Below are 23,106 nucleotides of genomic sequence, written 5' to 3'. Positions count from 1 at the left end.
CGCCGCAAGGGCTCGGGGCGCTCGGGATGCAGCACCGTGGCAGGCCGAGCACCATGAACGTATGGGCACAGACACCTCCAGAGGGGACGGCCCGGAGTCGGCGTCGTCAGGCCCGGCGGCCACCGGCCGCCGGGCCGGATCCCCGAATCAGAGCCTCGCTCTCGCGGCCATGCTGTTCGCCGTGTCGATGACGTTCATCGACCAGACGATCGTCGCCATCGCCGCACCGGACATCATCCATGAACTGGGCCTCACCTCCACGCAGATGCAGTGGGTCGTCAACGCGTATCTGCTCACCCTGGCCGCGTTCTTCGCGCTGGGCGGACGGCTCTCCGACATCTTCGGCCACCGCCGCGTGATGCTGATCGGCACCCTGGTGTTCGTCATCGCCTCCGCGATGTGCGGTGCGGTGCCGGCCGGCGACTTCGCGCAGGCCTGGCTGATCGGGTTCCGTGCCGTGCAGGGCATCGGCGCGGCCCTGATGTTCCCGGCCGCGCTGGCCGTGGTCATCGCCGTGTTCCCGGTGGAGCGGCGAGGGCGGGCGCTGGCGCTGTTCTTCGGGCTCTCCGGGGCCCTCACCGCGGTGGGGCCGCTGCTCGGCGGCTGGCTCACCGCGTGGACGTGGCGCGCGATCTTCTGGGTCAACGTGCCCATCGCCGTCATCGCCATCGTGCTGACGCTGATGGCGCGCATCCCGGACCGGTCGCGGCGCGAGCCGCTGGATCTCCCCGGTGCCGTGCTCGTCGCGGTCGGCATGGGCCTGACGGTCCTGGGCCTGCAACAGGCGTCCACCTGGGGCTGGAGCTCAGTCCTCACCTGGGCGTGCATCGTGGTCGGTCTGCTGGTGCTGGCGTTCTTCTGCCGGTTCGAACTGCGCGCGCGGTTCCCGCTCATCAAGCTCCAGGTGTTCCGGGACCGGGCGTTCCAGATCGACAACGCGGTGCTGTTCTTCTCGATGATGGCGTTCGTCCCGGTCTTCTTCTTCGCCTCCGTGTACGCGCAGGTCTCGCTCAGCGCCTCGCCGAACCAGGCGGCGCTCTACCTCCTCTACTTCTTCATCGGCTTCGGCATCGCCTCCCAGTGGGGCGGCCGGATCCTGGACAAGCGCGGTGCCCGTCCGGCGCTGAAGCTGGGCACCGCGCTCGGCGCGGTCGGATTCTTCCTGTGGGCGCAGAAGTTGACGACGCTCTCCATGCACGACCAGTGGCTGTACGCGGCCATGGCCGGTGCGGGCATCGGGCTGCTGCTGGCGCCGGCCTCGACCGACGCGGTGAACCGGGCGATCGGTGCTTCGTACGGTGAGGTCACCGGGATCACCCAGACCGTGCGGAACTTCGCGGCCAGCATCGGACTCGCCGTCTTCGGCACGGTGCTGACGCACCGCACGATCACCAACGTGGAGGGCACGCTGGTCGGCAAGGGTGTGCCGGAGGGTGCGGCGGGCGGTGCGGCTGAGTCGGTCGCGCAGGCGGTGACCGGTCAGGCCGACACCCGTGGTCCCTCCGGGACCGGTCCGGTGGCCGATGCGGTGAAGGACTCGATGCAGGCGATCCGGATGGACTTCGCCCAGGCCAACCAGTGGGTGTTCTACGGGATGGCGATCGTGCTGGCCATCGCGTTCCTGTTCGCGCTGCGTCACCCGGGAACCCGGGTGACGCAGGATGCTCCCGAGGGTGCCGAACAGGCTCAGAAGGAGTAGACGGCGCTGTCGTTCATGCTGCCGGCCAGCTCGCAGGCGTTGCCGTACGTCGTCGCGAACGTGACACGCTTGCCGTGCCAGACGCCGTGAGCGGTGATCGTCACCGGGTTCCACTGCCGGGTACACATGCGGTCCGGCGAGGTGCGGGCCAGCGCGGTGAACTGGCCACCGACCGAATCGAGTTCGGCGCACGCGGCCTCCGGGTCCGGGTGAGTGCCCCGGGCGCTCGGCGCGCAGGTGAGCGTGACCGCCCGCTGGACCGTCGCGGTGAGCGGGTCCTCGCCCTGGGCCACGGTGAGGACGAGCGCGGAGGGCGCGTAGAGGCTCTCCGCCTTCGCCGGTGCCGCGTAGGCGGAGGTGGCCGCGAGACCACCGAAGACCAGGGTGCTCGCGGCGATGGTTGCGAAGATGGCGTGACGGTTGTGTCGCATGAGTGAAAACTCCTCGCTGGGTGCTGATTGCGGTCAGGAGTCTTGCGTATGCGGAAAGTAGGCGCACATCGACAGCCCGCTTCCGGCCGCAGACGTTCGTTCGAGCCGACCGGATGGTCGTTCGGGCAGCTCACACGGGCCGGAGAGCGCGTCCAGCATATGGACAGCCGCCGACGGTTCAACGGAAAACGACCGCCTGACCTGCGGTGACGCGGAAGCGGCGGGAAACCTCCGCGAGCCGCTTCGTCTGGAAACCAACGCCTTTTGGACCCATGCGCGTTCGCGTGGCCGCACCTCAAGGGTGACCGCCGGAGCCGCCCATGACCCTCGGAACTGAACCTTCCGTATACCGGGTGCGAAGCAAAATTAAGGTTAGGCTACCCTCACCGTCGTGATCGCTCCTGCCCACGACCGTGAAGACAGCCCGCCGCTCCGGCCCACCGCGCCCGGACCCGCCGCGGGCCCCGACAGCTCCCTGGGCCCCTCCGGCCGCATCGGCCTCGACGCCCGCGGCATGACCGTCGCGTACGACCGCGCCGACGTCGTCCACGGGGCCGACCTGCGGCTGCCTCGCGGTCGGGTCACCGCCCTGATCGGGCCCAACGGCAGCGGGAAGTCCACCCTGCTGCGTGCCGTCGCCCGGCTCCACAAGGCCCGTACCGGCACGGTGACGGTGTCCGCACCGGACGACGCCGAACCGGTCGACGCCCTCGCTCTGTCCCGTAACGACTTCGCCCGCCGCATCACCCTCCTCGCCCAGAGCCGCAACGCTCCGGCGGGGCTCAGCGTGCGGGACGTGGTGGGGTTCGGCCGCCACCCCTACCGGGGCCGGCTGCGCGGTGGTGATCCCGACGGCGCCCGGTCGATCGACCACGCGCTCGCCGTCACCAACCTCACCGACTTCGCCGAGCGCGGTGTCGAGAGCCTCTCCGGCGGCCAGCTGCAGCGCGTCTGGTTCGCCTGCTGTCTCGCACAGGACACCGACGTGCTGCTGCTCGACGAACCGACGACCTACCTCGACCTGCGCTACCAGGTGGAGATCCTCGATCTCGTCCGCGATCTCGCCGACACCCACGGCGTGACCGTCGGGGTCGTCCTGCACGACCTGGACCAGGCCGCCGCCGTGGCGGACCAGGTCGTCCTGCTCTCGTCGGGGCGGATCGCCGCCTCCGGCACCCCCGCGGAGGTCTACGAATCCGAGCGGCTGACCCAGACCTACGGCATCCGGATCGACGTCGAACCGGACCCCTCCACCGGCATCCCGCGCACCCGCGCGGTGGGCCGCCACCACCTCCGTACCGAAAGGCCCTGAACCCTCTCATGAAGAACCAGTACCTGACCTGGCCCGTCCTCGCCGCCACGGCCGCGCTCGTCCTCTCCGGCTGCGGCACCACCGAGGCGCCGAAGGAGGAGTCCGCCAAGGAGGGCTCGGTGACGGTCACCGACTCCCGTGGCAAGAAGGTCACGCTGGACGGTCCGGCCAAGCGGGTCGTCGGCACCGAGTGGAACGTCGTCGAGACGCTCGTGACGCTCGGCGTGCAGCCGGTCGGCGTGGCCGACGTCAAGGGCTACACGGCGTACGACACCTCCGCGCCGCTCACCAAGGGCGTCAAGGACATAGGCACCCGCGGCGAGCCCAGCGTCGCCACCGTGGCCGGTCTCAAGCCCGACCTGATCGTCGCCACCAGCGACCTCTCCGACTCCGCCATCGCGCAGCTGTCCAAGGCCGCGCCGGTCGTCGTGGTGCGCTCGGCCGACGCCGGCCGGCAGATCGACCAGATGGTCGACAACGTCAACCTCATCGCCGAGGCCACCGGCACCGAGGAGAAGGCCAGGAGCGAGATCGCCTCCTTCCGCAAGGCGGTCGAGGACGGCAGGAAGAAGCTTTCGGCGGCCGGGCTCGGCGGCAAGGAAGTGGCCTTCGCCGACGGCTGGCAGGAGGGCAACCAGGTCTCGGTGCGGCCGTACGTCAAGGGCTCGCTGCTCGCCGATGTGAACACCGAACTCGGCCTGGTCAGCCCGTGGAAGCTGGATGGCGACAAGGCCTACGGACTCGCGGCCACCGACGTCGAGGGGCTGACGAAGATCGGCGACGCGCGGTTCGCGTACATCGCCAACGACGCCGACGGCGGCGACCCGTTCAAGGACGGGCTCAAGGACAACGCGGTGTGGAAGTCGCTGCCGTTCGTGAAGAACGACCAGGTCCACCGGCTGCCCGACGGCATCTGGATGTTCGGCGGGACCGCGTCCATGCGGGACTACATCGACGCGCTCGTCGGCGCGCTGACCGCCTGACGATGAGCACCCGCACCACTCCCGCCCCGCCCGCCGCCGTCGACACGGTGGCGGGCGCGGCCGGTCACGCCGATCCACCCTCCCCGGCCGCGACCGGCCGCCCGGCCCGCCGCGGCCGCCTGTTCCTCCTCGCGCTCGCCACGCTCCTGGCCCTCGGCGCCCTCGCGGTCGTCCACCTGAGCCAGGGCACGGCAGCCGTCGACCTGCACACGCTCTGGCAGCTGCTCACCGGTCCGGCCTCCGACCGGAGCGCCGACGAGCAGAGCGCCGCCGTGGTCCTGGACTCCCGGCTTCCCCGGCTCGCGGCCGGGCTCCTCGTCGGCTGCGCGCTCGGCGCGGCGGGCGCGGCCCTCCAGTCGGTGTCACGCAACATGCTGGCCTCGCCCGACACTCTCGCCGTCAACGCGGGCGCGTACCTCGCGGTCGTCGCCGTCGCCGCGTTCGGCATCACGCTGCCCGCGCTCCCGGCGGGCGGTACGGCCTTCCTCGGCGGGCTGCTCGCGGCGGGCGTCGTCCTCGGTCTGTCGCGGGCGGGCGCCGGTCCGATCCGGCTGGTGCTGGCGGGCTCGGCGCTCACTCTCGCGCTCTCCGGGCTGAGCGGGATGCTGCTGCTCCTGCGCTCCCAGCAGACGACCGGTCTGTTCGCCTGGGGCAACGGGTCGCTCGCGCAGATCGGCATGCAGTCCATCGACCGGCTCGCGCCCGTCGCGCTCGTGGCGTTCGCCGGGCTGATGCTGATGGGCCGGCGGCTGGACATCCTGGCGCTCGGCGACGACGGTGCGGCGGCCGTCGGCGTCAGTCCCCGGCTGACGCGCTCCGTCGCCGTGGTCCTCGCCGTGCTGCTCGCGGCGGTCGCCGTGACGGTGGCGGGGCCGATCGGCTTCGTCGGGCTGTGCGCGCCGGCGGTGGTCCGCCTGCTCAGTACGTGGGTTCCGAGCCTGGTCCGCCACCACGTCTTCATCCCGGCGTCGGCGCTCGCGGGCGTGCTCGTGGTGCTCGGCGCGGACGTACTGCTGCGTGCGGTGTTCGGCGCGCAGGCGGGAGCCGAGGTGCCGACCGGGATCGTCACGACCTGCTTCGGCGCGCTCGTCCTGGTCTTCCTCGCCTACCGGTCGCGGGACATGGGCACGGACACCGGCTCGACGGCGTTCGCGCGGCTGCGCAGCCGGCGTGCGTTCGTCGTCACCGTGGTGGTGACGGCTGTGGGACTGCTCGGCGCGGTGGTGGCGGCGACGCTCCTCGGCGACGCCACGCTGCTCCTCGGCGATGTGGTCAACTGGCTCGCGGACCGGTCCGGACAGTTCACGACGTACGTCCTCGACACCCGCGTCCCCCGGGTCGCCGCGGCCCTGCTGGCCGGTGCGGCGCTGGCGGTGGCGGGCACGGTCGTCCAGGCGGTGTCGCGCAATCCCCTGGCGGAGCCGGGCGTCCTCGGCGTCGTCAGCGGGGCCGGGATCGGAGCGGTGGCCGTCCTCACCGTCGTACCGCTGGCGAGCTTCTGGCTGATCGGCGGTTCCGCGCTGGCGGGTGCGGCGGCGGCCGCCGCACTGGTCTTCGGTCTGGCCGCACGGCGTGGGCTGGAGCAGAACCGGCTGGTGCTGATCGGTATCGGCGTCCAGGCGGGCGGCGGTGCGCTCGTATCGCTGCTGATCGTGCTCACCGACCCGTACAACGCGACGAAGGCGCTGGCCTGGCTCGGTGGTTCGACCTACGGGCGTACGTTCCCGGAGCTCATCCCGGTCCTGGTGGCGCTGGCGGCCGCGCTGCCGGTGCTGGCCGTGCTGCGCCGCGACCTCGACCTCATCGGTCTTGACGGCGACACGCCTCGGTTGCTCGGTGTCCGCCTGGGCACCACCCGGCTGGGGCTGCTGTCCATCGCCGTCGTCCTGACCGCCGGGGCCGTGGCGGCGGTCGGCGTGATCGGCTTCGTCGGCCTGGTCGCGCCGCACGCGGCCCGGGCGCTGGTGGGCCGGCGGCATGTGCGGGTCGTCCCGGTGAGCGCGCTGCTCGGTGCACTGCTGGTGGTCGTCTCGGACACGGTGGGCCGGACGATCATCGCTCCGGCCCAGATCCCGGTGGGCCTGCTGACCGCGGTGATCGGCGCGCCGTACTTCATCTGGCTGCTCTGGCGGTCCCGCGGCGAGGGGTGAGGGGCTTACGAAAACGGAGCCGGGTCCGGTGGCGTACGAAACGCACCGGGCCCGGCTCCGTTTTCGTACCGGGCGGACGGGTCAGGCCCTGAAGTGGTGGTCGCCGGAGCCGACCGCGAAGACGGCGCAGCCGTCCGCCATCCGCAGGTGCCGGGCGCCGCTGTGTTGGAGTCCCACCGCTCCCACATCGTCGTGGCGCCCCGGTCGATCTGGTAGCACCAGCTGGGGAAGGTCGGTCGGAGCAGGAGCCGGTACCCGGCGAGGAGGCCGAGTACCTGTCGCTCTTCGCCGAGCAGCGGGTGCGCGGTGTGCTGCTCACGCCGGCCGACGCGACCGGGCGCGACATCGCGGCCTTCCGGCGCCACGGCATCCCGTTCGTCCTCGTCCCGTGTTCTGCGCCAACGACCTGCTGGCGCTGGGCGTGCTGCAGTCGCTGTTCGCGGCCGGGGTGTCCGTCCCCGGCGATCTGGCCCTGGTGGGATACGACGACATCGAGTTCGCGGCGGCCGCCGCCGTACCGCTCACGTCCGTACGGCAGCCCGCGGTGGCGATGGGGGCGCCGGCGGCCGGGCTGCTGCTGGAGGAGACCGGGACCGGCGGCGATCCGGCGGCGCACGAGCACCGGCGGGTGGTGCTCCAGCCGGAGCTGGTGGTGCGGCGCTCCAGCCTCTCCGCGCGGTGGAGGAGGCCGTACGGTGGTGGCTCCGGCGTCCGTCACGCGCGGGCGGCGGTGCTCCGGGCCAGGTGCAGGCCGACGCTCAGCGCCAGGACCAGCACACACGCGGCGAAGGTCAGCCCGGCGTTCCTGAGACCGATCCAGAGGGTCAGGGCGCCGACGCCGACCACCGGCAGCGAGATGCCCAGGTAGGCGACGACGAAGAACGTGGAGACCGTCGCGGCCCGGTGCTCGGCCGGTGCCGCCGCACTGATCGCCGTCACCGCGCCCCGGAACGCCAGCCCCTGGCCCAGGCCGCCGCAGAGCGCTCCGGCGACGAGCAGCGGCAGCGAGGCGAAAAGCAAGGAGGCTGCCACCAGCACCAAGCCGCCGACCAGGACGAAGCACCCGCCAGGCAGCGCCCGCCGCTCCCCCACCCGGCCCATGAGCGCCTGGCCGGCCGTCGACGCGAGGAAGACGGTGAAGACGACAAGGCCGGTCAGGGCCAGGTTGTGCACGTCGAGCGTCTCGGCCACGAACGCCGGCGCGACCGCTGTGAAGAGGCCGAGCAGCGAGAACCCTGCGAAGGCGGCCAGCGCCGATGGGGCGAACACGCCGCGCACCTGAGGCGGGACGGCGAGCCCTTGCGGGCGCAGTCGTGGCCTTCGTACGCGGGAGGTGACGGTCTCCGGCAGAAGCCAGGTCAGCACGGCGGCCGCGGCGAGCAGCGCCAGGTGCACCAGGAAGGGCAGGCGCAGGGGCCAGGGTGCGTACTCGGCGAGGAGCCCGGCCAGGAGCGGGCCGCACCCGAGGCCGCCCATGTTGGCGGCGGTCGCGGCGAGACCGGCTCTCGCCGCCCGTCCCGGTGGCGCGAGTTCCATCACCGTGACGGTCGCGGCACCGCTCAGCAGCCCGGCGGCGAACCCCGACAACAGACGGCCCGCGAAGAGCGCGGGCAGCCCGCCTTCGAAGAGGAAGCAGAACGCGCTGACCGCCGAGAAGCCGAGCGCGGCCAGGAGGACGGGCCGCCGGCCGGCCTCGTCGGAGATGTTCCCGGCGAGGAGCAGCGTGGCGATGACACCGAGCGCGTAGACGGCGAAGACGACGGTCACCATCAGTTCGGAGAAGCCGAGCTCCTCGCGGTAGAGCCCGTACAGCGGTGTGGGCAGCGTGGTGCCGGCCATGCCGATGGCGAAGACGGCGGCGGCCGCCGGGTAGCCGAGGCGGCTCATGAACCCTCGGGTAGGGCGGCGGGCGTGATGTGGCTCAGCACGCACCGCCACTGGCCGCCGCGCCGGACGAAGATGTCCGTGGTCCATTCGTCGGCGTCGAAGCGGTCGCCGCCGTAGTGCGCGGTGTTGGTGATTCGTGCGGTGACCACGGCGGTGTCCCCGTGAACGCGGATCCTCGGCGGGGTGATGGCCCGCATCGCCGAGTGGGTGAGGTCGCCGGAGGTGACGTAGGCGAGGAAGGTGTCGCGGTCCGTGATGCCGGACTCGGAGACGATGACCCACTCGTCCGCCATGAAGGCGGCGATCCGCTCGGCGTCGTTCGCGACGATCGCGTCGGCCCATGCGTCCACGGCGGAGGCGAGCAGCGCGTGGGTCGCTGGGTCCGCCGGGCCTTCGGGGCTGTCCGGTGGCGGCTCGGGCCGGTCTCCGCTGTCTGCCATTTTTCGAGCGTAGCCGTGGGCGGCGCGGGCCGCAGTTCATGGCGTGCGGCCCGCGCCGCCGTGCCTCAGTGGCGGCGCAACGTCAGCGCGATCCGCCGTACCGCCGCTCGAATCCGGCGAACGCCGCCTCCTGGCGCCACTGGGTCGCGGCCTTCGGATTGCTCTCCAGGTGGCGGACGCAGTCCGGTGCGGGCGGAACGATGCCGGGCCTGGCTCCGGCGCAGGCGCGCACCGGGCGGTAGCCGGCGCGGATGAATCCGGTGGCCCACAGGCCGTCGCCGTCGAGGAACGCGTACTCCAGCGAGGCGCGGGCCAGGTCCTTCAGCTCGGTGTAGCTCAGGCCGTAGGTCTCTCGCGCGTACTGGTACTCGTGGCTGATGTCGATGCGCGAGACGCCCGGGTCGTCGGTGGCCAGGACCACGGGAACGCCGTAGTGGCGGTAGGCGTTGAACGCGTGGTCGCCCCCGGCCACGCCGAGGATCTGCTTGTTGCTGCTGAACGGCACCTCGACGGCGACGCCGCGCCGGGCCATGGTCCGGGCGAGTCCGCGCCAGTCGTCCTCGTGGACCAGGTCGACACCGTGGCCGATGCGCTCGGCTCCGGCGACGAGGACGGCCTCGCGGATGTGGAAGGTAAGGTCCTCGGGCTTGACCAGGCCGGGCGTCAGCTCGCCGGCGCGCAAGGTGATCCGGACGTTCCGGATACTGGGTGCGCAGGTACTGGAGCATCCGCATCTGGAGGCTGTAGTTGCGCAGCGCGCTCTCGCCGTCCTCCGGCTGGACGAGGTTGACCGCGACGAACCGCGGGTCGCGCTCGGCGAGGCGCAGGCCGACGGCCATCTGGGTGAGCACGCGCTCGTTCGAACTGCCGCGGGAGAGTCGATGCACAGCCCGTTCTCGCCCCGCGAGCTGGATGAGGTACTCGGTGGTGACCGCTCCGGACAGGTGGTTGTGGAGGTCGCCGCCCCTGGGCAGCGCGGCGAAGAAGGCCTTCAGCCGGGCCGGGTCGCTCTGCAGGACGTCGAGCCGGGCGTCGGTCCGGCGCTCGGCCTGCGTGGTGAGGCGGTGCGGTGCCTGGGCGGTGGTCCGGGCCGCCGGGTCCTGCGCGGGTGCGGCGGCGGTCGGGACGATGGGAGCAGCGTGAGGAGAGCGAGTGCGCCGATCCCGGCTGGGACCAGGGAGTTGGGACGGTGTGCCGTCCTCATCGACGAGATCACCGCCGAATGATCGCGTCGGCGGCCACGCTTCCCACCCGAGCCGCGTGGATCAGGAGCAAGATCCACCCGATCGAGTGGGGAGCCGTGTCCTCCTCCTTGGCACCGGCTGTTCAGACACCGGGTTTCCGTACGGCGATACGGTCATGCGGTCGGCGGCCGCACGGAGTTGGAGCCGTACGAGGTGCGGCTCGACGGGCAACCCGCACCTGTGCGGAAGCCGCTGGTCGGCGAGCCGGCGGGAGCCGTCGCCCTCGGCCTCGTCGTGATCGGTGGAGACGCTGACGTGCCGCCACTTCTCGTCCTCCTCCACACGGCCCGCCCAGGCTCCACGTCCGTACGTGTACGCGTCGAGACCAACAGCAGGCGCAGCGGCGGCTCGTCGAGACCGCTTCCTGCCCGGCGGAGGCGACGGGCCGGTCGTCACCGGAGCCTCGCCTACGATGAGGACCGACCACAGGGCCGCCGTACAGCGGGCGCCCTGATCCGACGGGCGGGGGCCTCAACGCATGGACGACTACCCCCGGGTGGACCGCGACACGGCACCCGACCTCTACGGCCGGCTGCGCGTGCGCGCCGACGGCCTCGACCCGGCACGGTGGCTCACCGGACTCACGGAGGCCGAGGGCGGTTTCGGCAGGGTGGCCGGGATCTCCGGCCCCGGCTTCGCCGCCTACGCCCGCGTCCTGCACCCGGCGACGGAGGACGGAGACGCGGCCGAGGGCCCGACCCCGCCGGACGTCGCCGAGGCGCTGATCCCTGTCCTGGCCCGGCACACCACCACCGCCGACACCTGCTGGTTCGGCCTGTGGCAGGGCTACGGCCGGTGGGACTTCGACCGCTTCCCCGCCTTCCTCACGCCAGGCCGCGAAGAGGTGCTGCTCTCCGGGACGTTGGCGGATGTCGTGTCTCCGGTGGAGCTGGACGAGTTCGCGGAGCTGCCGGACCTGTGGTGGCCGGAGGACCGTGCGTGGTGCGTCGGCGGGGACGTGGGTCTGGTGAGCACCTATGTCGGCGGTTCTCGGGAGCTGATCTCCGCGCTGCTGGCGGCGCCCGGGATCGAGGTGCACGCGGTGGGGCCGCGCGACCCGGTGCGCTGAGACGACGACGTACGACGGGCTTGTCCCGAAGCGGACGACGGGGCGGGACCCTCATGTCGCGGGTCCCGCCCCTTATTCACCGCGTCACACGGCTTTCACCGCGTCATACGGCTCTGTCCCGTACGAACTGACTCAGAACCGGTCCGGAGCGCGCTCCGGGAGCGGGGAGCCGGGGATCTCGTCCCGCCGCTGGTTCTGCCGTGCCTCCGCGTTCGACTCGGCGGTCGCGCGGCAGGACACGTCCTGCGCCGGCAGCTTCCCGATGAGCAGGTATCCGGTGACCCTCCCGTCCGCGCACGCGTTGCCGCTCGGGTAGATGCCGTGGCCCTCGCCGCCGAGGACGGTGACCATCCGGGAGCGCTTCAGGTCCTGGTGCAGAGCCCGGGGTGTCGGAGGGACCTTGCTGTACTTCGGTCTTCCCAGCAGTGGACCGGTCAAGTGCGGTGACGCCGTGATGTCCCCCAGAGAGTGGTGCGGACGGGCGGGCCACACCCAGCTCCACGGCGGCAGCAATTACGACGCCATGGCCGCCGAACAGCACGCCGCCTCGGTGCCTCTGGTGGTCTTCGGCACCATCCTGCTCGTGCTCGGACTGCTCTGGTTCATCGCCCTCGTCTACGCGACGCTCCGTGACAGCCGCTGAACTACCTCCCGGAGAGAACCGGAGCTTTCACCACACCCGTCCGCCCGACGCCGGTTCGGGCGATCGTCCCAGCTCGGCGCACCCTCCTACGCGCCTTCAGCGGCGTCGCGGACAAGAACTTCCTGTTCGAGAACGACTACATGCGCAAGCACAAGCTGCGGCAGGTCCTCGACATCGCCTTCGGAGTCCACGACGACCGCGCCGTCGCACTCGGCCGTCGCTGTCTTCGTCCAGGAGCGCGAGACTCCTCGCCACCCGGTCCGGGCTCATTCCCCTGCACAGTGCCGTGGCGAGTCGGCGGTAGGTGAAGCCGTCGGCTGAATCGTGCCGCAGCAGCACCACTTCGACGGCGACCGGCGGCGCATCGGGCGCTTCGAGCGGGTGAGCGGCATGGTGCACGGCTCCATCGTCGGCGGGGGCCCCGGAAGGGAGGGGCCCTTCAATGATCTTATTGCAAACTATATGCAGATGCGCAATTCGACTCATAAGGGTCGCGGCCTCTACGCTTCCGCAGAGGTCTGCTGGTCGTCGGTTTCCTCTTCCCACCGCCACTCGCTGCCCTCCGCCGAGTCGCGGACCCGGACGCCCCCGGCTGCCACGGCCTCACGCACCGCATCCGCCAGCTCGTAGGCGCCCTCCGTGCGAAACCTCGTACGGAGCTCCAGCAGAGGAGCCACGATCCGCCCGAGTGTGCGCTCCGGCTCGCTCAGACCGCGTCCGGCGGCCCCTGCGAGACGGCGGATCAAGCCATGCAGAACCGTACGGGCCCATTCCCCGCCTTGGGTCCTCCTCCATGTCGGCGCTCCACGTCGCGATCACCGACTCCAGCTCCACCACGACGTCGGCCATTCTCGCGGCGTCCCTCGCCTTCTGCACGGCGCTGAAACTCAACTCGGCCGCAGCAACTGTCTCTTGGAGCGTGGCCGCGTCGCTCCTGGCCCTGTGCGCGGCGTCGCCGGCCACTTCGGCGGACTGACGGGACGAGGGAACCGCCGCGGGCCGTGTGCCTTTCACCAGCCCGCGCAGCTGCTCCAGGGTCAGCGCGGTGCCGCCGAACACCGGGGCACTGATCCCCTGACGTCGGATCGTCATGGCACCCCGACCCCACACTCGTACCAGCGAGGTGTCGAGATCGACGATGACGGCTGTGTGCTCGTCGATGCCGAGGACGGCACTGTCGTCAGGAAGTTCCTCTTCCAGAGCGGTGAGGCGGGGTTCGCCGAGGCAGCAGAATCGACTGTCGTGCGTGCCGCCCTCGGTGTTGTCGTAGTGCGGGATCACCGCTACCCGCAGTCCGAGCGTGCCCATCAGGTCCAGCCCGGTGAGCCACTCGGGGGGATGTCCGGCCTTGTAGATCTCGTAGGCGGGCAGCGCCGCGAATCCCACCGTGCATGCCGCCGGAAGCCATGACCGTCACGCCGTACCCGCGCCTCACTCGCTCGCGGAGAATCTCTCCGAGGCGCTGGGTGTTCCAACGGCCCAGCGCGTACGAAGGGCTGCCGGGCCCGGAGAACACCCACTCCGCTCTGCGGATTCGGTCGCGAACCCTGTCCGCGCCGCCGGCGTCCAGGAGGCGGTCGTTCAGGGCTGACCACCGACCAGCGGCTGGTCGCGTTCGGGATCGACCGGCCCGCCGAGACCTCGGCCATCAGGAAAGTGGCCGGGCTGCGCGGGGACACCAAGATCGTCGGGGTCGACTTCCGCGTCCAGAACGGGAAGCTCTACGGCGTCGGCGACAAGGAGGCGGCATCTACACCCTCGGCACCTCCGACGCCCAGGCCCGGAAGGTCTCCCAGCTCACCGTCTCCGGCAAACGGTTCGGCGTCGACTTCAACCCCGCCGCCAACCGGCTCCGCGTCATCAGCGACACCGGACAGAACCTGCGGCACAACATCGACGACAACACCGCTCCGCCCGGCACCACCACCGACGGCACCCTCACCAACCCCACCACACCACCCTCCACCGCCCAGGGCGTCACCGGCGCCGCCTACACCAACAACGACCTCAACACCGCCACCGCGACCACCCTGTTCGACATCGACCCCCTCACCGACCGCCTCTCCCTCCAGTCACCCGCCAACGCCGGCAACCTCACCCCGACCGGAAACCTCGGCATGGACACGGGCCCGGACGCCGGCTTCGACATCTACTTCTCGCCGAAGCACGGCACCAACCACGGCTTCGCCACCCTCAACACCGCGGGCGCCGCCCACCTGTACGCGATCGACGTGCTCACCGGCACCGCCCGCGACCTCGGCACCTTCCCCCGGCACCACCAGGTCACCGACCTCGCCCTACCCCTCGACCAGCACTGAGCGCCAGCCCGCTGAGTCATCTGCCCCGGTGGCCGGTCAGGCTGGCGTAGACGACGACGTTGTCGGCGTAGCGGCTGTCCTTCTCGGAGAAGTCGCCGCCGCAGGTGATCAGTCGGAGTCCGGCGTGGTCGAGGTTGCGGTAGACCTCGACCGTGGGGAAGTCGTCCTTGGGGTAGGTGGCGGTCCGGTCGACGGCGAACACCGCCGTCGTGCCGTCCGCGCGCCTGACGTCGATGCGGTCACCGGGTTCGAGTTCGGTGAGCTTGAAGAAGACGGCCGGTACTCCGTCCCAGGTGACATGTCCGGCGATCACGGAGGGACCGATCGCGCCGGGGGTGGTTCCGGGGCGGTACCAGCCGGCCTTCGCCGGGTCCTTCGGCGTCTCCATCGCGCGGTTCTTTCCCAGCCCGAGCTGTTCGAGGTCCGACGTGACCTTGAGTGACGGGATCGTGATGCTGAGGGGACGGGCGGGCGGCAGTGCGGTGGTCCGCGCCTCGGCGGAAGGCGCCGGTGAGCGTGCCGGTGTATGTGGGGCGGCGGACGGGGCGCCCTTGTCGGCCGCGGGGGGTGGGGCGGGTTGCTGTCGCGCGGTTCCCAGCGCCAGCAGCAACCCGCCCGTCACGAGTAGCGCGGCGATGGCGAGGAGAGGGACCCGGCGCCGCCAGGACGACCTGCGGGGCGGATTCTCGTCGGGTGCCCTGTCCATCGCTTCACCTTTTCCTGTTGCCTGTTTCCTGTACTCGGCCGTGATGGGGCGTCAATCAGGTACGGAGCCGGTGGTCAGCCGTCGTGACGGGCTTCCGACGTCCGCGTCCGGCGGCGTACGGCGAACAGTCCGCCGGCCGCGAGGACGGCCGCGCCTCCGGCGGCGAGCATGCCCGGCGACTCCACGCCCTCGGTGGTCCCGCCGCCGGTCTCGACACCGCCCGCCGGCATGGAGCCGACCGCGGCGCCCTTGACCATGCCGCAGTTGGCCGGGGCGGTGGCCTCCTGAGGCAGCTTGGGGTCGAGTTCGCTCTTGCCCGCGCCGAAGTCGTACTTCCCGTCGTTGTTCCGGTCGATGCCGTGCTGCACGACGTGCAGGTCCTTGAGGTGGTCCGCCACGTCCTTGGAGACGGTGATCGTGCGGGAGTAGGTCAGCTTTCCGTCCTTGTCCGCGACGGGCATCCGGTCCACCGCGAGGCCGCTGTCCTTGGATGTGTCGCCCTTGGTGGTCAGGGAGATGTTGATGTCCCCGTACATGGGCAGGCCCTCGGCGGTGGTGACGATGCCGTCGCCGTCCTTGTCCGCGCTCTTGTCCGGGCAGCGGAAGTCGTGGCCGTCGGTGGAGCCGTGGATGTGCTGGGCGTGCGGCTGGCCGGGGACCAGCCCCTGCGCGTCGATCTTCACGGTCAGCTTGTCGCCCTCCAGGCTGACCAGGGCGGCGCCACTGGCGCCGGAGTCGTTCAGCTGCTCCAGGTCGATCTGGTACGTGTCGCCGTCGACCGCCTTCGTTGTGCCGGCGGGGTGCCCCTCGTGAGCCAGGGCCGGCACGGACACCCCGAGGGTGAGCGCGGCGGGCAGAACGAGCAGTGCGGCGAGGCGGGTTGTACGGCGGGCTATCACGAAGACGCATCCCCTTCCGGAAGTTCCGGCGCGGAGCCGGAGCTTCATTCGGTTGCTGATGTCGTCTATTCGGAGCCGGACACGGGATCGATTGGTCTGGCCACGACAAATTTTTCCTGCCGCCCGGCTCCGGCAGGAACCGCCCTGCTCAACCGATGCGTTCCGGGCACTGCACCACCGTATTCACGTGGATGTGAAGCAGGGCCCTGGTGCGGTCAGGCCGGCAGATGCGGTTCTGTGCGCGTGCGTCGCGAGGTGTCGCGTAGCCGTGGTCCGGGACTACCGGCCTTCCTGACCGGCGCCACGGGCGATGCCGAGCGTCGACAGCAGGTCCTCGCGGAACTTCATCCAAACCGCTTGGCAACGCGGTACCTTCACGCCCGCCACCCACTGCCCCTCTCCCGCCCGAACGCGGGTCAGTGCGGCGGCGAACCGGTCGCCGTAACCGTCGAACCGGGTCAGCGGGTCGGCCATGCCGCGGACGAAGTCGGCCAACTCCGCACTGAAAGAGGTGAGTTCGTCAAGCGCACGGGCGTCCCACGCCAGGTCGCTGTGGTCGTCGGTCGCCAGCCGGTCGTCCTCGGTGGGCCTCAACTGCCTGTCGGTGCAGCCGAGCCTTCGCAGGGAGGCGTCGAGCCGGCCCGGATCACCTTGCGGCCGGCGCCGTCGGAGTTCGGGTCGAAGGGCGCCATGCTGCCGCCGAACTTCGTGGCCGGGATGACACCACCGCGGCGCCCCGGGCGCTGGGTGAAGTAGCGGCCCAGGGTTTCCTCAGAGGGTGCACTTCGAGAGTTGGCGCCGGGCGGTTTCATGCGAGCCACGACGCTGCGGGTCGTGGTGGGGAGGCGAACTACGCGGCGGAGGTACGCGCACTGGGGAAGCGGGTGCCGCGTGCTTATCACCGCGCCAGGGCAGCCAGAGCCAGCAGCGGCAGATCGGTGCCCACACTCACCGCCGTACCCGGCTGAAGCTCCCCTCCGGGCAGCACATCGGACAGCCGACGGAACCGAACTGGCCCGCGGCTACTTCCACGAGCGCAACCCCCACGACCACGCCGAGGAAGGAGTCCTGCCTCAGCTCGCCGCCGATGACGTACGACTCGCCACCGCGACGACCTACAGCTCCCTGGAGCCCCGTGCCAGGCGAACATCCCGACCTCACCCCTGCGCCCAGCTCATCCAGCACGTCGGCCTCCGTCGCGTCGTAACCGCGTGGAGCGAGCCCGACACCTTCGTCACGGCTGCTGCGGGCACCGAGATTCTGGAAGCCACTGGCGTAACCGTCATCGCACTCCCCGCATACGCGAACGCTGCACAGGTCCCCAACCGCCACCTGCTCCGATGTGGAAGAACGGCCAGACCGTCCATAGGTTTCCCCAGTTCAGCGTACTCGTCCACGTGGCCTCAGCGGGGTCGCGGGCAGTTCCGGGGCGGGCAGGCGGGCGCCGTCGTAGCCCCGTACCTCACCGAACCGCGAGCCCTCCTCCCAGTCGTTTCGCGCCTGCACGATCTCCTCACCGGAGCGGCCGATGAAGTTCCAGAACATCACGATCTCCTCCTCGAACGGCTCGCCGCCCAGAAGCATCAGGCCCGCGTCGGAGAGGGCGCGCAGCGGCAGTTCGGTGCGGCCGCAGCCGAGGTAGAGCATCGAGCCGGGCAGGACCGGTACACCGTCGACCTCGGCCTCTCCGGACATCGACAGGACCGCGTACTCGAAGTCCGGGTCCAGCGGGAGGCGGGTCTCGGCGCCTTCGGTCAGGGTGAGGTCGGCGCCGACGATCGGGGTGTAGGCGGTGCCGGGTGAGGCCGCGCCGTCCAGTTCGCCGAGGATCACGGTGGCGGTGAGGCCGGGGGCGGTCACGGTGGGGAGGTCCGTGTGGTGCTGGAAGTGCGGCTCGACGTTGCGGTGGGCGTCGGGGAGGGCCACCCAGAGCTGGGCGCCGTGGAGGAACCTGGCGTGCGGCTTCGGGCTTTCCTCGGAGTGGCTGATGGCGCGGCCCGAGGTCATGAGGCCGAGCTCTCGGGGGCGTACGGTCTGCAGACTGCCCAGGCTGTCGCGGTGCAGGACCTCTCCGTCGTGGAGCCAGCTGACGGTCTGGAGGCCCATGTGCGGGTGCGGCGGCACCTGCATACCGGGCTCGTCCGCGATGTCGTCGGGCCCGTAGTGGTCGACGAACGCCCACGCGCCCACCATGCGGCGGCCCAGATTGGGCAGCAGGCGGCGCACCTCGGTGGATTCGCCGAGCGGTACGCGGCGCGGATTCAGAAGTTCACGGACCGGCTCGGCGACGACGAAACCACGCCCTCCGCAGACGGAGGGAGTGGCCTGGCGATCGAGATTGCTCATGGCGCTCAACCTATTCCCGTACGGGCGTGGAGCGTCGGCATCCACGCCAAAGTTTTAGTGGAATGTTCAACCATTATGCGGTGTTGTGCTGACCGACGGATGGCGGGACGCCTGGTGGTCGCCGCCGGACACGTAACCCGCACGATGACGAGGAGGACACGTGAACGAGACCTACTACGAGTTCGGCACGGCCGCCGACCGATGGGACCGGGCGCAGATGTTCTTCGAGGCAAAGGAGTACCTCACGGCCGCCCGGATCCTCGGCGGGCTCGTCGAGGAGGCGCCGGAGCAGGTCGCGCCGCGGCTGCTGCTGGCCCGCTCCTACTACCACTCCGCCCGGCTCGGCCGCGCCGAGGAGGAGCTGCGCGCGGTCCTGGAGCGCGACCCGGTCGAGAGCTACGCGCGCCTCATGCTCGGCCGGACGCTGGAGCGCCAGGGGCGGCGGGCCGAGGCGGCGACGCAGCTGCGAATGGCCGCCGCGTTCGACGGCGACTTCGGGCCGCGGGAGAGCTGACTCCGGTCCGCACGAGGACGCGTACGACGACAGGGCCGCGCCGCTCCGGTGCGGCCCTGCCCTCCTTTACCCGCCCGTACGAGCAACCGATAATGAGTTTTCCGGGACGAAGGGGCGGGGGATGCGCGGAGCCAGAGGTGCGGAATTAGGCCGGGCGCGGGCGGTCGCGCTGATCGCGGCGGTGGCGGCGTTGACCGTGTCCGGCTGCTCCGGGAGCGGCCAGGACGGGGCCGGGGCCTCGGGCAAGTCCGCCGCCCGCGCGCCCGGGGTGCACAGCTGGACCGGCCGCCCGTGCGCACTGCTCACGGACGCGCCGCTCGCCGAAGGGTTCGCCGTCGGCTCGACCACCGATTCCGCCGACCCGGACACCAGGGAGGACATCGGCGAGAACGGCACCCGGCCCCGCTACCGCCAGACGGGTTGCCTGGCCGGTCTCACAGGTCCGGACGGGGCGCTGTGGGAACTCAGCACGACCGCCACCGTGTACGAGGACACCGCACCCGCCCGCCACGCGTACCGCGTCAAGGAGGACCTCGACCGGGCGCACGGGCGCGGGCCGGAGCGGGTCCACGCCACCGCGTACGCCAAGCCGGCCGACGACCAGGGCCGTCCCGGCCGCACCCTCGTGCTGTGGAACGGCGACCTGCTCCTCTCGGTGACCGCGTACGGCCCGTACGGCAGCAAGCAGCACGACGTACGCGACGACCTTGCCGGCATCGTCGAGACCACCGCCCGCCTCATGGAGGACGGCCTGCGCGACCGCGACGCCCCCTCCCCCACCACCTCCTGACGGCGTGCCAAGTCAGTCCTCCGGGCCGGTGTTCGCCACCCGGTCGAGCCACTCCTTCATCAGCGCCGCCTCGGCGGTGCTGAGCCCCGAACCCTGCGCCTGGCGCAGCAGAGCACTCAACCTGGCGGCGGCCGGTGGGATTTCGATCTGCTCCGGCGCGCTCGGCGCCGCGTCGGGGGTGAGGATCGAGGCGTGCACGGCGTCGCGCACCCGGCGGGACAGGTCGGCGTCGTCGAAGGTCGCGGGGCGGGCGACCAGCATCAGCGCCACCCCCACATTGGCCGACATGACCATCTGGGCGGCGAGCTCGGGCGCGACCCTTATCCGGCCCTGCGCGGCCGCCCGTTCCAGGTCGCGGGTCAGGATGCGGTGCGACTCCAGCGCCGCGGCGGGAGGCGTCCGCATCGCCGGTGAGTTCATCAGGCGGTAGAGGTTCGGGTTGCGGACGGCGAATTCCACGTGGCTGTCCCAGCCGCGGCGCAGGTCCTCCACCGGGTCCGTGCTCTCGTCGCGCTGCCGCTTCGTCGCGAGATAGCGCTCGAAGCCGTGGTCGACGACGGCCGACAGGAGGCCTTCCTTGTCCCCGAAATGGCGGTAGAGCGCGGGAGCTCCGACCTGGGCCGCCTCGCACACGGCGCGCGTGGAGATGTCACCGTCCGGCGAATCGCCGACCAGCTCGGCGGCCACCTGGAGGATGCGGGTCCGCGTGTTCGTCGTACTCATCGCAAGGACGCTATCAAGGCGGGCCCCAGCCCCTCAGACGATGCCGCCGTTGGCTCGCAGGACCTGACCGTTGACCCACCGGGCCGGACCGGCGAGGAAGGAGACCACCTCGGCTATGTCCTGCGGGGACCCTAGCCGCTCCAGCGGAGGCTGCGCGGCCATCCGTGCGACGGTCTCCTCGTCCTTGCCGTCCAGGAAGAGAGCGGTGCCGGTCGGTCCGGGAGCGACGGCGTTGACCGTGATGTCCCGGCCGCGCAGCTCGCGGGCGAGGATCAGGGTCATCGCCTCGACGGCCCCCTTGGTGGCGGCGTACGCCGTGTAGCCGGGCAGTGCGAGCGACAGCACGGAGCTGGAGAAGTTGATGACGGCCCCGCCGGCGCGCACCCTCCGCGCGGCCTGCTGGTCGACGACGAAGGTGCCGCGGATGTTGGTGCGGTACATCCGGTCGAGCTCGGCGAGGTCGAGTTCGGCCAGCGGCGCGAGCGCCATCACGCCCGCGGCGTGGACGACCACGTCGACGCCTCCGTACGCCGCCTCGGCCGCGTCGAAGAGTCCGGCCACCGCGGCCTCGTCGGCCACATCCGCCTGGTGCGCCATCGCCTGGCCGCCCGCCGCGGTGATGGCGGCGACGGCCGCTTCCGCCTCGGTCCGGTTGCCCGCATAGGTGACGACGACCGCGAGGCCGTCGCCGGCGAGCCGCTCGGCACTCTCCCGGCCGATGCCCCGTGATCCGCCGGTGACCACAGCCACCCGGCGGGACGCACCGGCGGTCGACACGGCCTCGGACCCGGCGTCGGACCGGGTCTTCGACCGGGCATCCGACTCGGCCTGGGTCTCGGTCTGTTCGGTCATGACATCACTCCCGGCGACAGGGGTCGCGGCGGTTCCGTGGATCCCGATGACATCAACGCTAACAGCAGCACGTTAGCGACGCTACTCCAGTTGGCCCCCGCATCCGTAGCCGTGCTATCCCCACCACCGGACCCGGAAACGACAGAACCCGCCGGATACACCCCGGCGGGTTCCGTACAGGACGAGAGCGTGGACGGTCAGCCCACGGGCGTCGCCACTCGGGGCGCGTCGGCGCCGTTCGCGGAGACCAGCAGCCGCTCGGTGAGGTGGCCGAAGATCAGGCCGAACCCGGTCCAGAACGTGGTCTGGACGGCGAGCGTGGAGAGCCGGAACTTCCAGAGCAGGGTGGCCGGGAAGTCCTTGCCGACCTCGTCGAAGGAGGGCAGGAAGGCGTAGGCGAGGCCGATCACCAGGACGAAGCCGGCGGCCGCCGCGATGGTCGCGTTCCAGTTGCCCAGGCTCGGTGCGAGCCGCTTGCCGATGATCACGGCGGCGACGGCCAGCAGCACGCTGAGGGCGACCATCAGGAAGAACAGGGTGGTGCGCTGCCCGATGGTGTCGGGGTTGCCGACGGCCGGCGGGTTGGCCGGGTACTTCAGGAACGGCACGATGTAGACGGTGAGCAGGGCCGCTCCCGCGATCAGCGCGGCCGTGGCGCGCGGGCCAAAAGCGCCGATGCGCCCCAGCGCGTACGAGAAGACGAGCGCGGCGATCCCGCCCACCGCGACACCGAAGACCAGGAGTGCGGTGGCGAGGCCGCCGGTCGCCTGCATGGTACGGCTGACCAGTTCCTCCTCCTCACCGCCACCGTGGCCGGCATGGCTGTGCGCCTCTTCGAGCGCGATGGCGGCGTCCACCTGGGACTCGCCGAGGAAGTACGCGACGGCGAGGGCCAGCACACCCGCGATCACGCCCGCGATCATGCCGCGCACGAGCAGAGCTCTGACAGATATGGAGTTCACGAGACGTTCCCTGTTTTCCTGGTTCCCTGGATTCCTTGACCACGTGCCTGCCGGATACCGCAGGCGGCTCAGTGGCAGGGGAAACCGAGCAGGTGACGGCCGTCGTGGACCCATTCGTGGACGCCTTCGCCCGAGATGAGCGCGGTGGCACCCTGTTCGGCGCCGACGAAGTACAGCAGTACGAGCGCCAGGATGCCGACGAAGACAGCCCAGGGGGCGATGGCCTTCGCCGAGATCGGGGTGATCGCGGGTGCGCCGGTTGCGGGAGCGGCGGACTGCGCCATGGCGGAACCTCCTGTGGGAACACGCGTCCCTGTCGTGGTGCCTCGGACGAAGGTGCTGGGTCTGACTTCCCGCACAGGTACGGGTACACAGTGGCGCGACCGTGCCGGATTCTCACCGGGCTTCCGTCACATCCTCGTCAAGTTCGACGTGACCATACCGCCTGTACGCAGGCACCGCCATGGTGCAATCTGCGGAGCTTCAGGCCTCGAATCGCCTGCCGGTCATGGGCGTTGAGGCCTCCACGGAACGACTTGAGGCAGGAACATGACAGTACGGGTGATGTTGGTCTCACCGGCGATGAACGCGGCGCTCCGGGAAGTCCGCTTCGACGGTGACGCACCGCTGGACCGGGCCGGTGAGCGGAGCGCGCGGACGGCGGGCGCCGCCGTGCCGAAGTCCGGCGCGGCTCTGAGCGGCCCGTCCGAGCGGTGCCTCGGGACGGCCGCCGCGCTCGGTCTCACCGCCCGCACCGAACCTGCGCTCACCGGCTGGGACCTCGGGCGCTGGAGCGGCCACCGGCTCGACGAGGTCGGCGCCACCGAACCCGACGCGGTGGCCGCCTGGATGGGCGACCCCTCGGCGGCTCCGCACGGTGGTGAGTCGCTACGGGCGCTGGTGGAGCGGATGGGCGGCTGGCTGGACGGGGTCGGCGGCGGAAAGGCGGCGAGCCTCCTCGCGGTCGCCGAACCCGCCGTCGTACGAGCCGCCGTCGTGCACGCGCTCGCGCTGCCGGTGGAGGCGTTCTGGCGGCTGGACGTCGCGCCCCTCGTCCTCACGGAGCTGAGCGGCCGGTCGGGCCGGTGGAACGTCCGGCTGGGACGGCCGCTCGCCTCGCCTGACGGGTCCTGAGATT

21 protein-coding genes and 6 pseudogenes are annotated in these 23,106 nt (G+C 71.2%); 12 read left to right on the top strand and 15 right to left on the bottom strand.

Going from position 1 to position 23,106, the window contains the following annotated elements:
- Positions 1-61 precede the first annotated feature (61 nt).
- Positions 62-1,699, top strand: coding sequence for an MFS transporter (locus ABZ267_RS11035; RefSeq protein ID WP_356753196.1), 1,638 nt, complete (start codon positions 62-64; stop codon positions 1,697-1,699).
- On the opposite strand, the gene ABZ267_RS11030 is transcribed toward ABZ267_RS11035, so the two are convergent.
- Positions 1,687-2,130 carry a subtilase-type protease inhibitor gene (locus ABZ267_RS11030; RefSeq protein WP_356753194.1) on the bottom strand — a complete coding sequence of 148 codons (444 nt, stop codon included), beginning with the start codon at positions 2,128-2,130 and terminating at the stop codon, positions 1,687-1,689. The two genes, ABZ267_RS11035 and ABZ267_RS11030, sit on opposite strands and share 13 nt — an antisense overlap.
- 391 nt (positions 2,131-2,521) lie before the next feature.
- Between ABZ267_RS11030 and ABZ267_RS11025 the strand changes: the two genes are divergently transcribed.
- The 3 genes from ABZ267_RS11025 to ABZ267_RS11015 are packed head-to-tail and all read left to right on the top strand — an operon-like array spanning position 2,522 to position 6,575.
- Positions 2,522-3,442: an ABC transporter ATP-binding protein gene (locus ABZ267_RS11025; RefSeq protein WP_356753192.1), complete on the top strand. Its 921-nt coding sequence runs from the start codon at positions 2,522-2,524 to the stop codon at positions 3,440-3,442.
- Positions 3,443-3,450: 8 nt separating this feature from the next.
- A complete protein-coding gene (locus tag ABZ267_RS11020) occupies positions 3,451-4,425 on the top strand; it encodes an iron-siderophore ABC transporter substrate-binding protein (RefSeq protein WP_356753190.1) in 975 nt (324 codons plus the stop codon).
- A 2-nt stretch (positions 4,426-4,427) separates the two neighbouring features.
- Positions 4,428-6,575: an iron ABC transporter permease gene (locus ABZ267_RS11015; RefSeq protein WP_356753188.1), complete on the top strand. Its 2,148-nt coding sequence runs from the start codon at positions 4,428-4,430 to the stop codon at positions 6,573-6,575.
- An 81-nt stretch (positions 6,576-6,656) separates the two neighbouring features.
- Here ABZ267_RS11015 and ABZ267_RS11010 read toward each other — a convergent pair.
- Positions 6,657-6,829, bottom strand: a pseudogene (locus tag ABZ267_RS11010) (hypothetical protein); the annotation flags it as partial.
- A 107-nt stretch (positions 6,830-6,936) separates the two neighbouring features.
- On the opposite strand from ABZ267_RS11010, the pseudogene ABZ267_RS11005 reads away from it, so the two are divergent.
- Positions 6,937-7,182, top strand: a pseudogene (locus tag ABZ267_RS11005) (substrate-binding domain-containing protein); the annotation flags it as partial.
- A 107-nt stretch (positions 7,183-7,289) separates the two neighbouring features.
- Here the strand turns inward: ABZ267_RS11005 and ABZ267_RS11000 are convergent.
- The 3 genes and pseudogenes from ABZ267_RS11000 to ABZ267_RS10990 form a co-directional block, all read right to left on the bottom strand.
- Positions 7,290-8,462, bottom strand: a complete 1,173-nt coding sequence (locus tag ABZ267_RS11000; RefSeq protein ID WP_356753186.1) for an MFS transporter — start codon at positions 8,460-8,462, stop codon at positions 7,290-7,292.
- On the bottom strand, positions 8,459-8,902 hold the full coding sequence (locus ABZ267_RS10995) for a nuclear transport factor 2 family protein (protein ID WP_356753184.1): 444 nt from the start codon (positions 8,900-8,902) through the stop codon (positions 8,459-8,461). Before ABZ267_RS10995 ends, ABZ267_RS11000 begins: the two co-directional genes overlap by 4 nt.
- Before the next feature lie 82 nt (positions 8,903-8,984).
- Positions 8,985-10,118: pseudogene (locus ABZ267_RS10990) on the bottom strand (hypothetical protein).
- Positions 10,119-10,624: 506 nt separating this feature from the next.
- Between ABZ267_RS10990 and ABZ267_RS10985 the strand changes: the two are divergent.
- Complete coding sequence (locus ABZ267_RS10985; protein WP_356753182.1) at positions 10,625-11,215, top strand: hypothetical protein; 591 nt, start codon at positions 10,625-10,627, stop codon at positions 11,213-11,215.
- A 132-nt stretch (positions 11,216-11,347) separates the two neighbouring features.
- Here ABZ267_RS10985 and ABZ267_RS10980 read toward each other — a convergent pair.
- Positions 11,348-11,599: pseudogene (locus ABZ267_RS10980) on the bottom strand (alpha/beta hydrolase); the annotation flags it as partial.
- 70 nt (positions 11,600-11,669) lie between these two features.
- Here ABZ267_RS10980 and ABZ267_RS10975 point away from each other — a divergent pair.
- Entirely contained in the window at positions 11,670-11,858 is a 189-nt protein-coding gene (locus tag ABZ267_RS10975) for a hypothetical protein (RefSeq protein WP_356753180.1), read from the top strand.
- 603 nt (positions 11,859-12,461) lie between these two features.
- Here the strand turns inward: ABZ267_RS10975 and ABZ267_RS10970 are convergent.
- Complete coding sequence (locus ABZ267_RS10970) at positions 12,462-13,244, bottom strand: hypothetical protein (RefSeq protein WP_356753178.1); 783 nt, start codon at positions 13,242-13,244, stop codon at positions 12,462-12,464.
- Between the two features lie 198 nt (positions 13,245-13,442).
- Between ABZ267_RS10970 and ABZ267_RS10965 the strand changes: the two are divergent.
- Positions 13,443-14,176 (top strand): annotated as a pseudogene (locus ABZ267_RS10965) (DUF4394 domain-containing protein); the annotation flags it as partial.
- A gap of 16 nt (positions 14,177-14,192) precedes the next feature.
- Here the strand turns inward: ABZ267_RS10965 and ABZ267_RS10960 are convergent.
- The 3 genes from ABZ267_RS10960 to ABZ267_RS10950 all read right to left on the bottom strand — a co-directional run bounded on the left by ABZ267_RS10960 (position 14,193) and on the right by ABZ267_RS10950 (position 16,375).
- On the bottom strand, positions 14,193-14,882 hold the full coding sequence (locus ABZ267_RS10960; RefSeq protein ID WP_356756599.1) for a class F sortase: 690 nt from the start codon (positions 14,880-14,882) through the stop codon (positions 14,193-14,195).
- 74 nt (positions 14,883-14,956) lie between these two features.
- Positions 14,957-15,781 carry a hypothetical protein gene (locus ABZ267_RS10955; RefSeq protein ID WP_356756601.1) on the bottom strand — a complete coding sequence of 275 codons (825 nt, stop codon included), beginning with the start codon at positions 15,779-15,781 and terminating at the stop codon, positions 14,957-14,959.
- Between the two features lie 279 nt (positions 15,782-16,060).
- Positions 16,061-16,375, bottom strand: a complete 315-nt coding sequence (locus tag ABZ267_RS10950; RefSeq protein ID WP_356756603.1) for a hypothetical protein — start codon at positions 16,373-16,375, stop codon at positions 16,061-16,063.
- A gap of 216 nt (positions 16,376-16,591) precedes the next feature.
- On the opposite strand from ABZ267_RS10950, the pseudogene ABZ267_RS10945 reads away from it, so the two are divergent.
- A pseudogene (locus tag ABZ267_RS10945) lies at positions 16,592-17,068 on the top strand (hypothetical protein); the annotation flags it as partial.
- 93 nt (positions 17,069-17,161) lie between these two features.
- Here the strand turns inward: ABZ267_RS10945 and ABZ267_RS10940 are convergent.
- On the bottom strand, positions 17,162-18,127 hold the full coding sequence (locus tag ABZ267_RS10940) for a pirin family protein (RefSeq protein ID WP_356756605.1): 966 nt from the start codon (positions 18,125-18,127) through the stop codon (positions 17,162-17,164).
- A 160-nt stretch (positions 18,128-18,287) separates the two neighbouring features.
- Here ABZ267_RS10940 and ABZ267_RS10935 point away from each other — a divergent pair, with 160 nt between their 5' ends.
- Both ABZ267_RS10935 and ABZ267_RS10930 read left to right on the top strand, forming a co-directional pair.
- Entirely contained in the window at positions 18,288-18,641 is a 354-nt protein-coding gene (locus tag ABZ267_RS10935; RefSeq protein WP_356756607.1) for a tetratricopeptide repeat protein, read from the top strand.
- Between the two features lie 121 nt (positions 18,642-18,762).
- Positions 18,763-19,431, top strand: a complete 669-nt coding sequence (locus ABZ267_RS10930) for a hypothetical protein (RefSeq protein ID WP_356756608.1) — start codon at positions 18,763-18,765, stop codon at positions 19,429-19,431.
- A gap of 12 nt (positions 19,432-19,443) precedes the next feature.
- Here the strand turns inward: ABZ267_RS10930 and ABZ267_RS10925 are convergent, their stop codons facing one another.
- From ABZ267_RS10925 to ABZ267_RS10910, 4 genes are all read right to left on the bottom strand, one after another.
- Complete coding sequence (locus tag ABZ267_RS10925) at positions 19,444-20,154, bottom strand: TetR/AcrR family transcriptional regulator (protein WP_356756610.1); 711 nt, start codon at positions 20,152-20,154, stop codon at positions 19,444-19,446.
- A gap of 33 nt (positions 20,155-20,187) precedes the next feature.
- A complete protein-coding gene (locus ABZ267_RS10920) occupies positions 20,188-21,006 on the bottom strand; it encodes an SDR family oxidoreductase (protein WP_356756612.1) in 819 nt (272 codons plus the stop codon).
- A gap of 197 nt (positions 21,007-21,203) precedes the next feature.
- The gene (locus ABZ267_RS10915) at positions 21,204-21,968 is read right to left on the bottom strand and encodes a CbtA family protein (RefSeq protein WP_356756614.1); all 765 of its coding nucleotides are present in this window, start codon (positions 21,966-21,968) and stop codon (positions 21,204-21,206) included.
- A 68-nt stretch (positions 21,969-22,036) separates the two neighbouring features.
- Positions 22,037-22,252 (bottom strand): CbtB-domain containing protein, encoded by a 216-nt coding sequence (locus ABZ267_RS10910; protein WP_015612945.1) that lies wholly within the window; start codon positions 22,250-22,252, stop codon positions 22,037-22,039.
- Between the two features lie 265 nt (positions 22,253-22,517).
- Here ABZ267_RS10910 and ABZ267_RS10905 point away from each other — a divergent pair, with 265 nt between their 5' ends.
- Positions 22,518-23,102, top strand: a complete 585-nt coding sequence (locus tag ABZ267_RS10905) for a histidine phosphatase family protein (RefSeq protein WP_356756616.1) — start codon at positions 22,518-22,520, stop codon at positions 23,100-23,102.
- Positions 23,103-23,106: the final 4 nt, after the last annotated feature.

This window comes from Streptomyces sp. NPDC006174 (assembly GCF_040614075.1).
In the GTDB taxonomy this organism is placed as follows: Bacteria; Actinomycetota; Actinomycetes; order Streptomycetales; family Streptomycetaceae; genus Streptomyces.
Note: the sequence above shows the minus strand (reverse complement) of the source record. Positions and strands in the feature narration are given on the sequence as shown.